Raw genomic sequence first — 13,965 nt, 5'->3', positions numbered from 1 at the left:
CTGTCAACGCCACTCGCTGTAAGGCTCCAGCGGCGTCACCGGCAGCGCCAGATTGCCCCGCCACGGTTCGAACAGGTAGCGCAGGTAAAGCATGCCATGGCTCGGTGCATAGTCATCGCTGTGCTGCCAGTCGAACCCGCCGCCCATCACCCAGTGATCGCTCAGCCGGCGTTCGAACAGACCGCGCAGGCGGTAACCCAGTCCGCTGCTGTTACTGGCGTCGCTGATGGCGTCGAGGTTGGAGTCGACGCCATACTGCGCCAGCACCTTGTGATTGACATGTGCGTCCGGGTACAGACGGCTGCTGCCGCTGTGGGCCTGGGACCAACCGACGGAGCCCTCCAGCAGCAACGACCAGTCGTAGTTGCGCCAGGCATAACTGACCGGCACGCCGACCGACGTGTAGCGCTGCGGGCTGTAATAGCCGCCCTGCCCCAGGCTGTAGCCGCCCAGGTCCTTGTCGTGGCGCCAGTGCATCAGCGTCACGCCAACGCGCACACGCTCGTCAGCTTTTTCCACCAGGCGGTGGTAGTAGCCGGCCATGGCACGGGTACGCTGGTTGTCGGCCACGTTTTCGCCATACAGCCAATGGTGCCCCAGGCTGGCCCAAACCCCGTCATCGCCGCCTTGGTCCCAGCTCAGGCCAAGCGTGGCCCCGTTGGCCGTGACCCCACCCCAGCGCACACCCGTCGCCGGGTCACGCGCGCCCGCGAACGACAGCAGCGAGTTGCTCATCGGCCGCCGCGACGCAGTCAGCGACCAGCCGACCTGGCCGACATCGCCGTTGACCGTGGCGCCACCCAGCCAGTTGTTGACCTCGTAGCCTTGGGTGGTACCCAGGTCGAGGGCCCAGCGGCTGCCCTGCCAGCCCAGCGCCAGCACGCTACCGTCTGCGGTTTGCGAGCCACCGCTGCAGCCTGGGAAGGACACCCCGTCAGCGTTGCGGCCGACAAACTGGCAGGTGCCGAAATCCGTGGTATTGCGCCCCTGATCATTGAGTTCGAATGACCCCGCATCCATGCCGATGCGCTCCACGCGCGCAAAGGCGGTGCCGTCCTGCAACGGGGTATCGACATGCAACAAGGTGGACTGAGTGCTCAGTTCGGATGTGCCCGGCGTACCGTCGTCCTGGCGCCAACCGTAGTCATGCATCAGGGTCACGTGGGTATTGCGCTGTCGATACAGCGCATCGACATCGCTGCGCAGGCTGCGCGCCAACCAGTCATCGCCGTCCTGCTCTCGGCTGGCCAGCGTCATTGCGCGGTCGTCCCGTGGCGACACCGCCGCCGGGTCAAGCAACTGCGCATCGGCCATCGCTGCAGCGTAAAGGCTCAGCGCCCGCTGCGGGTCGTACTGCGCCACCAGGCGGGCGGCGTCGCGACGCAGCAACGGATCAGGCTGCGGCTGCTGAGCAGCCATCCGCTCAAGCAGCCTGGCTGCCTGGTCGCGCTCACCCAAAGCGACCCATACCGCCGCCATGCGCTGCTGGGCGTTACTGTCATCGGCAGCCAACTGTGGCGGCTGAGCGGCCAGCAACTGCCGAGCGTGCGCGAGGTCACCTTCAGCGATCCAGCTTTCGATCACGCCAAGGCGCGCTGCGGGCTGCCCGGGCTGTAGGGCCAGCACACGCTGGTAATAGCCGCGCGCCTTGCCCGGCTCACCGCGTGCCGCTGCCCAGTCGGCCAACAGCATCAGGTCGTCCGCGCCGCCCTCGCCACGCGCCAGGTTGGCCTCAAGCAGCGCGGACGCCTGTGTGCTATGGCCTTGTGCCTGCAACTGCTGCGCCGAGGCCAGGGTCATGCGGCGCCGAATGCGCTGCTCCAGCCCCTGCATGTCAGCGCTCCAGGTGCTCTGCGGCACCGCCGCGAGGCTGTCCAAGGCCAAGGCATCTCGGTCGCTGGACTCCAGGAACAGGCCATGGGCATAGCGGGTCGCCGGGTCATTGGGCTGGCGCTGCACCAGCTTGGCGAATGCCGCGTCGGCCTCGCCGGTGCGCCCCAGGTGGCGCAGGCTGTTGGCCAGTTGATAGACCAGCCAGGGCTCATCCGGGGCCAGCGCATAGGCCTGGCCCAGCGCCTGGCTGGCCGCCGACCAGTCCTCGCGCTGCAGGGCTTCATCGCCTTGCTGACGCAGACGCGCCAGTTGCAGGCTGCGGCGCAGGCTGGCGAACTGCGCTTGTTGCCGGGGTGGCAAGCTGTCGAGGTACGCCTGCGCCTTGTCGGGGGATTGCGCCTGGTACACCCTCATCAGGCCACGCACGGCACTTTCGTTATCTGGCGCCCTACGCCGCACCTGCAGGAATTGGCGCTCGGCAGCGGCTGCATCACCCTCTGCCAGGGAGACATCCGCCAGGCCCAGCAGAGCGTATTCATCCTGAGGGCGCTGCTGACGTGCCCGCAGGTAAATGGCACGCGCGCCTCGCACATCGTGTGCCTGCAAAGCCCGCTCACCTTTGTTGAGCAACGCCCAGTACTGGCTGGACGACTCCAGGTCCTTCCACTGGCTGATCCAGTAGGTGTCCTGCTCCTTGGCACTCGCGGCCCGAAACGCCGCATTGGCGTCTTCATAGCGGCCCTGACGCATCAGGGCATAGCCCAACGCACCGTGCAGGCCGGCATCGTCCGGGTACTGCCGCAGCGCCCGACGCAACTGGGCTTCGGCCTCGGCGTTACGGCCCTTGTCGAGCAACGCCTTGCCCCGTTGGCCGGCCAGCCAGGACGGGTCGGCAAGCAGTTTGCGTTGCTGTTGCAGGTTCTCGCTGGCCTGGGCCAACAACGGCGAGGCCGGGTAGCGCTGCAGAAAAGCTTGCCACGCCGCCGCACTGGCGGCGCTCACCGCCTGCCCAGACAGGTAGTCGAACTCGCGCTGGGCAGCGGCATCGCGTGCGCCAGGGTCGCGCGCCAGCTGGTCGAGCAGTGCCAGCGCTTCGCGGTCGCGGTTTTCAGCGAACAGCCAACCGGCCAGGGTCTGGCGCAGTCCCGCACTGCCTGGGTACTGCTGGTCCAACTGCTGCAACTGGCGGATCGCCGCAGAACGTTGGCCTGGCAGGTTGCCGCGCACGCGCCAGTAGTCCAGGGCCAGTTCAAGGCTGGGTGGCTCACCCGCAAACAAGTGCTCATACGCCGCCAGCGCTTCTTCATTGCGCCCGGTAACGGCCAGCAGCCGCGCCTGCTGCAGGCGCCGCGCGGCCTCTGGCTGCTGCAGTTCGAGCAAGCGCAGGGCTTGGCGTGCCTGCGGGCTGCCGGGCGCCAGGGCATTGATCCGAGCCTGCAACTGCTGGGCCTCGGTGATGTTCTTGTCGCGCAACGCCAGGCTCAAGGCTGCCAGCAGCACCTGCGGGTTACGCGGTTCCAGCAATTGCAGGCGGCCCAGCGCATCGCGCACCAAGTCGTCACGGTGCAGCGCCTCGCCCCGGCGCACCTGGTCCAGCAGCCATTGGCGTTGTTCAGTTGCATCCTTGGGTTGCGCAGCGGCCTGGCACGCCACTGCCGCCAGCATCAACACGCCCATCATTCGCTGCATGGCGCGCTCCAGGCTGGCAACAGGCGACCGTGCGGGTCAAAACGGTAACGGGCTTCATCCCAGCCCTGGCCAAACAGCGCCAGCACCTGGCTGTAATAGGCGTTGGCTTCGACCGGCTGCTCGCGCAGACGCTGACGCTGGGCAGCCAGGCCAGCAGCGTGTTCAGGTAACGCTGCCAGCAAGGGCAACAACGCAGCAGAGAACCCCGTCGGGCCATGGCCACTGATGTTGCCGCTGTGTGCCTCCACGCGCTCTGGCGGCAGGCCTTGGCCTGTGGTCACGGTCGCCATTGGGGCATAGTGGGCAACAAGTTCGCTACGCTGGGGCGCATCCTTGGCCAACATACCGACCCACAGGTACACCCGAATGGCGTCGTAGTCACCGGCATTGCCATGTTGCGGGTCCGCAGCCAGTTCTCCGGCCGGTGTCCACAGCAGCCAGTCCGGGGCAAACCCCTTGGGCGAGGACGCCAGCCACAAACGTCGTGTGTTGGCTGCCAGCTCACCCCACAGGGGGTCCACCAGGCTGAAGCGCTCTAACAATTGCAGCGGCAGGTAGCTGGGGTTCAAGCGAGTACCGCGGGCATCCTCGAAGCCGTAGTCACCCGGCAGCAGCATTACGCCCAGGCCCGGCAGCTTGCGCACGGTCTGGGCAGCGATGCGCCATAGCACGCGCTGGCCCAGTTGCGTGTACGCGGGCTCGTCCCACAGCCGCCCGGCCTCCAGCAGGCTGTAGGCGATCCACAGGTCGGCGTCGCTGGCGTTGTTGGCGTCCAGCACCTGCCACTGGCTCTGGCCATCACGGCCCCACAGCCAGGCTGGCAGGTGCCGGGCCAGGTCGCCCTCAGCCAGGTTATTGTGGGTCCAGCGCAGCACCTGTGCGAAGGCTGGCCGGTCATTGCCCACCAGGGCGAAGAACAGTGCATAGCTCTGCCCTTCCGAGGTGGTGATCAGGCGCTCGTCGCTCGGGTCGATGACCCGGCCATCCACGCTCACCCGCTCAGCCTTGAAGCGGTCCCAGGCTGGCCACGGGCAAGCCGGCGCGGCACTCACGAAAACGGGCACGCCCAAGGCGAACAGCCCTACCAGCCACTGACGCATCATCACCCCGCCTCACCCAGTCGACGCCGGCCAGCCCAGCGCAATGCCCGCCACAGCAAGAAGGCGAACAGCACCACGCAAACGGCCGCGATAGCCGCCAACAACACCGGGTGCTCGGACAAGTGGAACCACAGCAGCAGCCACCACGGCAACGCGCCAACAAAATAATGCTCGCCAACGAACTGGCTGGTCACACCACTGCTGCGCACCAATGTGACCGAGCCCGCCACGGCATCGAGCTTGCCCACATCGCCGAGCACCTCGCGCAGCAACCCGTAGTCGCTGTCGCTGTTGGCCAACAGGGCTACGACACTGCGCTGCTCATGAAACGGCGATTTCAGCCCGGTAATGGCCGCGATCGGCGCCTGCGCGCTGACCGCCACGCGGCTGCTCGCTGCCACCGGCGTGGTATCGAAACGCTGGCTGCCTGGCAGCCCCGCGCTACGGCCTTGCAGCAACCAGTCACGCTGGGCGCTGAGCAGCAGGCCTAGGTTGGGCGCATCGCTCAATGCTTCGGGCAGTCTGCCGATCAGCAGCAGGTCGGCATCTGCCGCTGCTGCCTGCTTCCAGTCGTCGACCAGGCGCAGGCCAAGCGCTGGGTAACCGATCTGCCCGGCCAGCCCTCCCACACTGTCGAGCAAGGTGCCAACCTGCATCGCCGACGGAGTTGCCGGCATGATGACCAAGGTCTCGGAAAGGTCCGCCATGCGGCTGAACGGGAAGCCGCTGCGGGCGAATGCGCGCAGGTCAGGCATGGCGATGTAATGGTGGTAGCCCGACAGGTCGATGGTCGAGTTTTCGTCGATCGCCGCCCGCACATCCACCGGCAGCGAGGTTTGGCAATGATCCCGCTGAGCACTGCCCAGGGTGCTGGCAAAGCTGAAATCGAAGCGCAGCCGGTTGCGGTCGCCGATCTTCAACGCCGGCACCAGCGAATTCTCGGTCAAGGCAGTGCTGTCACCCGACAACACCGCCAGGCGCATCTGCTCAAGCTTGCCAGCACGCCGGTCGTTGCCCACCAGCGGCATGCTGGTGATGTACTGGTCATTGACGCTGATACTCAGGCGCGATTCGTCGGTGACTGCCGGTGCCGTGTAGCGGTACAGCGTTCGTAGCGGAATGCCTTGGTTGCGCCAGACAAACAGGTCTGGCGGCAGGTTCAGTTCCAACGTCACCGGCCGCGGCTGCAGGCCGCTGACTTGCAACTGCTCAGGGTAATCGAGCAGTTCGGCGAAACGCACCGGCCGATCAGTACGCGTCCAATTCGGCGCATCGTAGGGCAGGCGCGGTTGCAGCGCGGTCATCTGCTCGACCTTGACCCTCGCACCACGGAACAGGTTGTTGCCAACTGCCAGGGCCGAGGCTGCCTTGACCAGGTCTTCATCGTTGCGCCCCAGTACCAGCAGCATTTTGCTCCAACGGTCGCCGGGGTGATCGATCATCTGCAACACCGGGCCGTCCACCAGCGGAAACCTCTGCAGGTCACCCAGGAATGCAGGACGTCGCTCATTGCTGGCAAACACGATGCTCGGCCTGGGTTTGTCGGCAATGGCCGGCAGGCTGTTGTACAGCACCGGGAAGGACGCCTTGCGCCAGCCGGCCTGGCTGCCGAAGTAAGACGCCAGGATAGCCGCCGCACGCTGCTCACCCAGGCTCGGCACACCACTGAACACCACCGGCAGCTCGACCTTGCCGGTGTCGCGGGCGTCGAAGAACGGCAGCGGGAAATACGCCAGGTCGTTGTCCAGCGCCAGTGCCTGCTCGTGCAACTGCACCTGGCTCTTGCGGTTCAGGTTCAGCCATAGGCCGCTGTGCGCCGGGTCTTCGCAGATGTCGGTGTAATGCCCGACGAATTCCAAGCGTACCCGGTTGAAGTCGCTGAGCAGCTTTGGGTCCAGGGGCAGTTGTCGGCGTACGCGCTGGCCCAACTGCTGCTGCTCGACCGGCACTACCCCCATCAGCTCGTCATTGAGGTACACGCGCAGGTGCGACAGGTTCGGCAACAGCGCGGGCGAAGGCGTGTAGTCCAGCTGCAAGGTGGCATCGGTAGCCAGGCGGTCGCGACGCAGGCCGAACTCGATGTGTTCGCTGTTGCGCACCCCTAACAGCAGGCTGTCGGACGCATGCCCGAGCTGCTCGAAGGTTTTCGTAGCCGGCCAGTTCGGCACCGTGGGTACGGCTGGCTCGGCAAGCGGGGTTACAGCGTCGGCTGCGGCGCTCTGCGACAAGGCGGCAAACAGCGCCATCGCCAAGCCCCAGGTACGCGCGGGATAACCAGTCATCATGCGTCTCGATCAACAAGGTTCAGGGAAGGAAAAGGCCGCGGTGTGCGGGGCCTGTAGCTGGCCAGCCAGCGCGCCAGCGTACGCAGTGGGCGCAACCACGCACGCAGCCACGGCGGCAGGTGCTCGACCAGGCGCAGGTAACCAACGCCACCCAGCTTCAGCACATCGACCAGGCTGCGCAGCGGGCGATCGGCTTCATGCTGCTCGTGCCAGCCAAGCCAGGCATCGGCGCGGGCGAAGGTGCAGTGAACCAGGTCGATACGCTGTTGCTGGCTCAAGTCATGGAACACCAGGCCCACGTGGTGCCCGACAGTACGGGTGACACAGGCCTGGAAGGCGAATTCGCGCTGGCCACGGTTGAGCAGCAGGCGTACCCGCGCCCCCGGCTGCAGCTCAAGGCCCGGGGGCAGCTGCAAGCCAACACCGCCATCGGAGTAATCCACCAGGGTGCAGGGGTAGGCGTGGCCGCTGGCAAGCACCAGCCCCGCTGGCAAGCGCATTTGTACCCGGTGGGCGCGGCGCACCTGCCGCACTTCGGCGGCCACGGCAACGGCGGCGCCGATGATCAGCAGGTTGTAGACAACCCACAGCGAGCTGACGATCACCGTGCCGATTTCTGCTGTGGGGCCTGTAAACAGGCGCCACACGGCAAAGCCCAGGCCGGCCACGTTAAAAGCCGCGAGCCACAGGTAAGGCTGGGCGATACGCCAGTCGAACTGCTCCTGCTCCATCAGGCCGCCCTTGGCGGTGACGTTGAACGTGCCCTTCTTCGGCGCAAACAGTGCGACCGTGGTGGGGCGGGCGATGTACCAGGCCAGCACGGTCTCGTAGACCTCGCCCCAGAACGTTTGCCGGTACTTGCCCTGCATGCGCGAGTTGGTCAGGCTGGCATGGATCATGTGCGGCAGTACGTAGAGCAGAATCATCAAGGCCGGCGCATAGATGATGTAGGCATGCAGCAACAGGAACGCCAGCGGAGCGGTCAGGAACACGAGCCGCGGCAAGCCGGCCAGGAAGTGCAGCATGGCGTTGGCATAACACACCCGCTGGAACAAGCTCAGCCCGCGGCCGAACAGCGGGTTGTCGGTGCGGAAAATCTGCACCATGCCGCGCGCCCAACGAATACGCTGGCCGATGTGCGCCGACAGGCTCTCGGTAGCCAGGCCCGCTGCCTGCGGGATGCTCAGGTAGGCCGAAGACCAGCCCTGGCGGTGCATGCGCAAAGCGGTATGGGCATCCTCGGTGACGGTCTCTACGGCAAAGCCACCGATGCTTTCCAGCGCCGTACGCCGCAGCACAGCACACGAGCCGCAGAAGAATGCCGCATTCCACATATCGTTACCGTCCTGGATCAGGCCGTAGAACAGCTCCCCTTCATTGGGGCGACGACGGAACGAACCCAGGTTGCGCTCGAACGGATCAGGCGAGAAGAAATGGTGCGGCGTCTGCACCAGCGCAAGCGTTGAGTCTTTGAGGAACCAGCCCACTGTCAATTGCAGGAAAGAGCGCACCGGTACGTGATCGCAGTCGAAAATGGCGATCAGCTCGCTGTCTGTCACGCTCAACGCATGGTTGAGGTTACCGGCCTTGGCGTGCTTGTTGTCCGCGCGCACGATGTAGCCCACCCCGACTTCGTCAGCAAACGCCCGAAACGCTTCGCGCCGGCCATCATCGAGGAGGTAGATGCGCAACTTCTCTCTGGGCCAGTCCAGGCCCAGGGCTGCCAGTACCGTAGTACGTACCACTGCGAGGTCTTCGTTGTAGGTCGGGATCATCAGGTCGACCGTCGGCCAGCGCCCCGGGTTTGCCGGCAGGCTCGCCGGTTTGCGCTGCAACGGCCAACTGGTCTGGATGTAGCCCAGGATCAGCACGAACCACGAGTAAGTCTCGGCCGCCAGCAGGATGACGCCACACACCAGGTCGGTCGTGTCGTTCCAGTTCAGGGTCGAGGTGTAGCGCCACCACAGGTAACGGCAGGAGATGATGGTCGACAGCACGATCAGCATCAGTGTCGGGAAGCGGCCCGGCATGTGCCGCACCAGCATGGCAATGCCCAAAAGCAGGCAGATGAACACCAACTGCGCCAGGTAGCCGAACGGCTCGGTCACGCACAGCAAGGCCAGGCCAATGGCGCAGAGTGTCAGCACGCTATAGAACGCCCACCGGGCGAAGCCGCTCAAACCGCGCAGGCGTGCCGAGGCTTCTCGCTTGAAGGCACTGGCCCGATAGCGCCCGGGTAATTGTTGCAATCTGTCGATCAGCAGGTCACGGCACTGGCGTACATGCTGCCCCGCGATGCGCCACTGCGCTTTTACTGTGCGCCAAGCTTGGCTGGCCAGCCCAGGTTCGCGTGGCACCGGTGGGCGTCGCAGTAACAGCCACAGGCTCTGGATCAACACACGCAAGGGGTCGCCCAGGGTCGGGCGCTTGCCCGCCAGTTGCGGATACAGGCGCTGACGCTCGGCGAGCAGGGCCTGCCAAGCGGGCGACTCCAGACGCAAGAACAGGAAGGCCAGCCAAACACCCAGGGTAAACAGCCAGGCAACTGGCCGCTGTGCGCCGCGGGCAGTGAACCAGGTGTAGGCAGACAGTGGCGTAAAGCTCACGACGGGCGCCTCGTCAGGCAACGCACCGCCAGGCTCTGCACATCCCGGCAGGCCAAGCTCTGCGGCGCGTAATGGCCAAGCGGAGCTTTGCACGCCAAGGCTTCGAGAAAGGCCTCGTCGCGGTGCACCACCTGGATGGGCAACTGTCCACGGTACAGATCTCGCCACACCATCAGAAGGTCGCTCTGCAAGCGACTTGCCGGGTCGTAGCGATTGACCAGCAGCAAATCGTAATGCTCGACCTGCCGCCGCCCCAGCAACAGATGGCTGGCCATCTCGGCCTCGGCCACCAGTACGCGCACATCGGTCTCGACACGGGCAGCGACATCAGCCGGCAACTGCGGCACGTCGAACAGCAGCCAGTCAAAGTGTTTGGCCAATTCGACCTGGCGAGCGTCCCACGCGGCAGCATCGGGCGCCCGCTGCGGCGCGTCGGCAGGTAGCGCGCCGAAAGGCATCAGCCACAGCCCATCGAGCACCTCGTATACAGCATCGGTACACGGCCGCCCTTCCCGCTCGGCAAGCGCCCACCCCTCGCGCGTGTCGAGGGGCAGGTTGAAATGCAACCCCAGCAGGTTGTCTGGGCACAGGTCGATCAGCAGCACCCGCTCACCCACCTCCTGCAACGCATAGCCCAGCGCGGCCAGCAACGCACTGCGCCCCAAGCCACCGCGCACCCCGTGCAACGCCAAGCTGGTCATGGTGTCACCCTCTCACGCCGCGGTGCCGTCAGGGACAGCTCGCCCTGGGCACTGGAGCGGCAGCTTTCACCCAGCAACGGCCAGCGCTGCAAGGCCTGCTGAACACCTACCAGCATGGAGATGTCCTGGTAGTGCAGGCCCGGCATATCCAGGTGCTGGCGCAGTTGGGCAATGTCGTCGCTACGGTCAGCGGGGTCAGCGTTGCCAGGTTTCATCGGCGCTCCTCGGGAATGGGCTGCCAGTCCGGCTGGCCTTGCAGGCGCATGTAGGCGCGCCCTTGGTAGTTCAAGACCTGCGCACCGGAGGTTTCCGCGACCTGCTCGGTGGTCGGCAAGTCGGTCAGCAGGCTGGGCACATCCAGCGCCTGCTGCTGGCCCAGGCCGGCGTACACGCGCGAGATCAGCTCGGACAGCGCCAGGTAGCTGGTGGGGGCCGAGACCCGCAGCGGCTCGCTGCGTGCAGGCTGCCCCATGCCGATGAACTTGAGGCCAACCGGCACATGGGTAATCGACGGCGTGGGGATTTCGCGCATGCCCGACAATTGCATGCGGTCGCCATGCAGCGCGGCGCCATGTTCCGGGACGATAGCCACGACCACCCGGCGGCCGCTGCGCTCCAGCTCATCGAGGAAGGTGCCCAGCTCGCCGAACAGGCGGTTGGCGCGGGTGGCGTAATCGGCCACGCGGGTCCCCCCATCGGCGGTAACGATGCGGTTGCCGTCGTGCAGGCTGATGCTGTTGTAGAACAACGAAACATGATCATCCGCTGTGTCTTTGCGCTGCCCCCACCAACGCCGCAGCACTTCCAGGTCACTGGCAATCGGCGAGCCGTCGAAGCCGACCAATGCCCGCGGGAAATCGGTGTTGCGCATACCAGGTTGCGGCATGTGCTGCTGGGTGATGTCGCCGATGAAGTTGTCGAACCGCCCGCTGTGGTTGAGCAAGGTATTGCTCTGGAAGCCAAGCCTGGCCAGGTTCTGGAACAACAGGCACTGCGCCGGGGCTGGCTGGTACAGGCCCGCGTGGGACGACTGCCCACAGCTGGCACGCAACACACGGATAGCGGCTGGCCCACTGTAGGAGGTGGCCGAGTTGAACTGATCGAAGACCACGTCCAAGCGCGAGAACAACGGGTTGTCACGCAGCCCCACCGCCGACAGGTCGTCCCAGGCCAGCGAACAGATGTTGATCACCAGCAGGTCGAACGGCTGCTCATCGGCGTTCAGCGCAGGGAATGCCGTCACCCGTTCACGCTCATGGGTGAAAAAGCGCTCAAGCCAGCTGTCGAGTGTGGCATTGTCGGCTATCGCAGTAGCCTGCACCGGCTCAGCGGGGTGGGTAGTGGCAGTGCTGGGCACCTGGCCCGCGCTGAACCCCAGCGACGGCAGGCCACCGACTGCCAGCCACGCCAGCCCCAACAGGCTCAGGGTGCTCAGTCGCAGCCAATGGCGCAGGTACAGATAGCCCACCAGCAACAGCACCAACGCACCCAGCAGGTTCCAGTTGATAAAGCGGCCCAGCAGTTCAAGCAGGTAATCCCACGAGAAATCGAGCACCCCTGGCTGCGCCAGCAGGCGGCTGAACGGCGGCAACCAAGTGTCCTGGTAGAACAGCGCGATGCCAATCGGCAGCGCCACCAACTGGCGCGCAACGCGCAGCCACTTACCCGGCAGCGGGATCAGCAGAAACACAGCGAACAGCAGGTTTGGCAGGGCCTGGAAGTCGAGCATACCCAGGGCGACCAGCAGGAACTTGGCCAAAAAATAAAGGTTCCATCCTCCCAGTCCAGGCCATTGAGCCGGTACCGGGAGAGTGGTGCTTGCATTAGTCATTACGGGGTTCCTGGCGTACAGCGCGGCGGCGTACGCCCAGCGGTTTCAAGTAACGGGGGGAAAGGCGGCGGCGCAACCAGCCGCGCAACGCGGCCCGCAGGCGCACCACCAGCAAGGCCAGCCCTACAGTGACCAGCGCAGTGATGCCAACCACTTGCAGCAGTTGCACGAAGTTCATACAGCGCCCCACTTGGCCAGTGCGACCCGGCGCGGCGCCAGGGCCGGCCGCTCGCGTGCGGGCAATTGCGCCGCCGCGTCAATCCGTGGTGGCTGTGGCACGTTGTCATCGAGGAAGGCAGGGGCGGCCAGGCTGTCGACGCCGGCAAGCACTTCCTGGCTGATGAACAGCTCTTTCCACGACAGCTGGAAGATGTGACCAAGCGCCTGTTCGACGCCTTCGGACCGGCAGGCGAACAGAAACAGGAACAGCACATCACCTACGACACAGGCGATGTCACCGTCGCGGCGGAACACGGTGCGCGAGCATGCCTGCAGCGGGGTCAGGCCAGGGGCCGGGCGCAGCACCAGCAACTGGTGGACAATTTCGCCGTTACGCACACCGTGCCACATTGTCTGCACCGCTTCAGCAAACGCGCCAGGCGCCACCAGCCCGCAGATCGCCAGCGGCCGCAAGCGCGCAAGCAAAACATCGAAGTCGGTTGGCAGGTGCCGGCGCCAGACGTAACCCTGGATGCTCTCCACCATGGTCAGGAAGCGCGACAGGCTCGCGCCAAAGGGCACGATCTGGGTGGCCCCGCAGGCCAGCAGCAGTTGTTCATCCTGATAGCGCAGGGTGGGCGCCATCTCGCGCACTACCAGCTTCAGGGCATTGCCGCGCAACTGGCGCAGGTGGTGCAACTGACGCGCCAGGGTATCCAGACGCTGCCCACCCTCCATTGCAAAAATGACCGTGGCGGATACCGCCCGGCCGGCTTTGTCAGTCAGTTCGTCGAGGCTTTCGCAGACCTGCCAGTGCTCGGAGAAAGCTGGAGCGCCTTCCAGTACCGGCCGCTGGGCAAGGCACATCAGCTCATCGCCACCTGTGTCGGTTGGCGCCTGCGGCGACGCGGCAACGGCAAAACCTGCATCAAGGCGCACCAGCTTGATGTCCCGGGTGCCAACCTTGCCCAGCGCGTTACTCCAGAAGTGCTGCAGGTAACGTACCCCGCCTTTGCCTCGATACACCTGGGCCAACCCGTCGACGCCCTGGTTGAAGGCGCGCAAGCGCTCGACCAGGCCGGCGCACTGCCCGCCGCTGATGACCAGCATCAGCGCAGTCTCCGCCATCAATACCGTGCGCAGGGCATTGCACCATCCCTCGATCTTGCCGCCATCCCAGACGTCGGCAGGCGCCAGCACGATCAGCACACGCCCAGGCACATCGATACGGGGCAGGTCATCGACCAGCCGCAGCATCGCTTGCGGGTTGGCTTCATACAACGCCAACGCGTCCGGCCCCTGCACCGCATCGAGTGCGCCTAGCACGTCACCCATGGCTTGCGCATCGGCGATCAGCGCTGCCCGCGTGCGCCCGGGCAAACCCTCCACCACCTGGCGGCACAGCACGGTGGCGTCTTCTGCGGTGTCACAGGCCAACCAGTACAGTCCTTGTACATGAAGCTGGCTGCTTTCGGCCCCTAGGCCGGAAATAGCCAACAACGGCATTGCATTCGTCAAAACACTGGCTCTTCGTCAAAAATAAAATGGCTTACAGCGTGGAATTTCGCACGTGCGCCGATGACGCCTTTTGACTCGCGTCAAAAAAGCGATAATTCGGCATGCGAATTCGGGGAAACGTCAACTTTACAGCACCGAGGCAGGGTAGTGGCCGTTTGAAATGTAATAAATTGCAAAGCCATGCTCAGTGACGTCGGCCGAAGCGTTGACTTTGACGAAGGTATCGAGGGTGAGGTTGCGCTC

Annotated in this window: 9 protein-coding genes; all 9 read right to left on the bottom strand. The window is 65.2% G+C overall.

What is annotated here, in order from left to right:
• Positions 1–3: 3 nt before the first annotated feature.
• From bcsC to bcsE, 9 genes are read right to left on the bottom strand one after another with little or no spacing between them, the layout of a single operon-like run.
• Positions 4–3,522 (bottom strand): cellulose synthase complex outer membrane protein BcsC, encoded by a 3,519-nt coding sequence (bcsC, locus tag GIB19_RS02770; protein WP_274883391.1) that lies wholly within the window; start codon positions 3,520–3,522, stop codon positions 4–6.
• Positions 3,510–4,625, bottom strand: coding sequence for a cellulose synthase complex periplasmic endoglucanase BcsZ (gene bcsZ / locus GIB19_RS02765; RefSeq protein WP_274883390.1), 1,116 nt, complete (start codon positions 4,623–4,625; stop codon positions 3,510–3,512). The genes bcsC and bcsZ overlap by 13 nt, the downstream gene beginning before the upstream one ends.
• The gene (gene bcsB, locus GIB19_RS02760) at positions 4,625–6,907 is read right to left on the bottom strand and encodes a cellulose biosynthesis cyclic di-GMP-binding regulatory protein BcsB (RefSeq protein WP_099429588.1); all 2,283 of its coding nucleotides are present in this window, start codon (positions 6,905–6,907) and stop codon (positions 4,625–4,627) included. The genes bcsZ and bcsB overlap by 1 nt, the downstream gene beginning before the upstream one ends.
• Positions 6,904–9,513 (bottom strand): UDP-forming cellulose synthase catalytic subunit, encoded by a 2,610-nt coding sequence (bcsA, locus tag GIB19_RS02755; RefSeq protein WP_099429589.1) that lies wholly within the window; start codon positions 9,511–9,513, stop codon positions 6,904–6,906. The genes bcsB and bcsA overlap by 4 nt, the downstream gene beginning before the upstream one ends.
• Positions 9,510–10,214, bottom strand: coding sequence for a cellulose biosynthesis protein BcsQ (bcsQ, locus tag GIB19_RS02750; protein WP_274883387.1), 705 nt, complete (start codon positions 10,212–10,214; stop codon positions 9,510–9,512). Before bcsQ ends, bcsA begins: the two co-directional genes overlap by 4 nt.
• The gene (gene bcsR, locus GIB19_RS02745; RefSeq protein ID WP_274883386.1) at positions 10,211–10,429 is read right to left on the bottom strand and encodes a cellulose biosynthesis protein BcsR; all 219 of its coding nucleotides are present in this window, start codon (positions 10,427–10,429) and stop codon (positions 10,211–10,213) included. Before bcsR ends, bcsQ begins: the two co-directional genes overlap by 4 nt.
• Entirely contained in the window at positions 10,426–12,045 is a 1,620-nt protein-coding gene (gene bcsG, locus GIB19_RS02740) for a cellulose biosynthesis protein BcsG (RefSeq protein WP_274883385.1), read from the bottom strand. The genes bcsR and bcsG overlap by 4 nt, the downstream gene beginning before the upstream one ends.
• Positions 12,038–12,223, bottom strand: a complete 186-nt coding sequence (bcsF, locus tag GIB19_RS02735; RefSeq protein WP_099429592.1) for a cellulose biosynthesis protein BcsF — start codon at positions 12,221–12,223, stop codon at positions 12,038–12,040. The genes bcsG and bcsF overlap by 8 nt, the downstream gene beginning before the upstream one ends.
• A complete protein-coding gene (bcsE, locus tag GIB19_RS02730) occupies positions 12,220–13,710 on the bottom strand; it encodes a cellulose biosynthesis protein BcsE (RefSeq protein WP_274883382.1) in 1,491 nt (496 codons plus the stop codon). Before bcsE ends, bcsF begins: the two co-directional genes overlap by 4 nt.
• Positions 13,711–13,965 lie beyond the last annotated feature (255 nt).

Origin of the sequence: Pseudomonas sp. ITEM 17296, from assembly GCF_028895205.1 — a bacterium.
Taxonomy (GTDB): Bacteria; Pseudomonadota; Gammaproteobacteria; order Pseudomonadales; family Pseudomonadaceae; genus Aquipseudomonas; species Aquipseudomonas kermanshahensis.
Note: the sequence above shows the minus strand (reverse complement) of the source record. Positions and strands in the feature narration are given on the sequence as shown.

What these genes read in the sequence shown, in the direction of transcription:
- bcsZ (WP_274883390.1), bottom strand. Translation starts at nt 4,625, where the DNA reads ATGATGCGTCAGTGGCTGGTAGGGCTGTTCGCCTTGGGCGTGCCCGTT.
- bcsF (WP_099429592.1), bottom strand. Translation starts at nt 12,223, where the DNA reads ATGAACTTCGTGCAACTGCTGCAAGTGGTTGGCATCACTGCGCTGGTC.
- bcsQ (WP_274883387.1), bottom strand. Translation starts at nt 10,214, where the DNA reads ATGACCAGCTTGGCGTTGCACGGGGTGCGCGGTGGCTTGGGGCGCAGT.
- bcsE (WP_274883382.1), bottom strand. Translation starts at nt 13,710, where the DNA reads ATGCCGTTGTTGGCTATTTCCGGCCTAGGGGCCGAAAGCAGCCAGCTT.
- bcsG (WP_274883385.1), bottom strand. Translation starts at nt 12,045, where the DNA reads ATGACTAATGCAAGCACCACTCTCCCGGTACCGGCTCAATGGCCTGGA.
- bcsR (WP_274883386.1), bottom strand. Translation starts at nt 10,429, where the DNA reads ATGAAACCTGGCAACGCTGACCCCGCTGACCGTAGCGACGACATTGCC.
- bcsB (WP_099429588.1), bottom strand. Translation starts at nt 6,907, where the DNA reads ATGATGACTGGTTATCCCGCGCGTACCTGGGGCTTGGCGATGGCGCTG.
- bcsC (WP_274883391.1), bottom strand. Translation starts at nt 3,522, where the DNA reads ATGCAGCGAATGATGGGCGTGTTGATGCTGGCGGCAGTGGCGTGCCAG.